Below are 623 nucleotides of genomic sequence, written 5' to 3' on the forward strand. Positions count from 1 at the left end.
GCGGGCTTTGTGCGGTATTGCCTTGACTGTTCACTTTGCGGCATGCCGCATGATAAATCGCTAAAGGAGGTACAGCAATGAAAAGAACATACCAGCCGAAGAAGCTCCACAGAAAAAAGGAGCATGGCTTCATGAAGAGAATGGCAACCAGAGCCGGTAGAAAGGTTTTAGCTCGTAGGAGAGCAAAGGGCAGAGCAAAATTGACCTACTAACGAGTCAGACCACAACAATGCTTGTGGTCTTTTTATTTAGGCGGCGTTTCGCTGCCTGTATTTGATGAAATTCCCAGAAGAACGCGGAATTCTGAGAAAAGGAACTGTATGCTTCACACGGTAATGTTAAACCAGAATAAGGACTTTCTTGCCCTGTACAAACGGGGGGTCTGTATCCCCCTGCGGCATGTGGTGCTGTATGTGCGCCGCAACCGCTTCGGCTTTAACCGGCTGGGTGTAACGGCTGGCAAGAAGCTGGGCAACGCCGTCTGCCGGAATCGTGCCAAGCGGCTGATCCGCCAGGCGTATCGGGAAACGGAGGCGCTGCTGCCCTGCGGCGTGGATCTCGTGATCGTTGCCCGGTCCTCTATTTTGCAGATCAAGTCGCCGGAGCTGACCGCCCTGCTTGCA

The 623-nt window shown here is 53.0% G+C and carries 2 protein-coding genes; both read left to right on the forward strand.

Annotated elements, in window-relative coordinates; all coding sequences use genetic code 11:
• Positions 1-77: 77 nt before the first annotated feature.
• Positions 78-212 carry a 50S ribosomal protein L34 gene (gene rpmH, locus QVO51_RS09370; protein WP_015557443.1) on the forward strand — a complete coding sequence of 45 codons (135 nt, stop codon included), beginning with the start codon at positions 78-80 and terminating at the stop codon, positions 210-212.
• Between the two features lie 108 nt (positions 213-320).
• On the forward strand, positions 321-623 hold a 303-nt coding region (gene rnpA / locus QVO51_RS09375; RefSeq protein WP_288168083.1), incomplete at its 3' end, for a ribonuclease P protein component.

This window comes from Ruminococcus sp. CAG:379 (assembly GCF_000434255.1).
In the GTDB taxonomy this organism is placed as follows: domain Bacteria; phylum Bacillota; class Clostridia; order Oscillospirales; family Ruminococcaceae; genus Ruminococcus_F; species Ruminococcus_F champanellensis.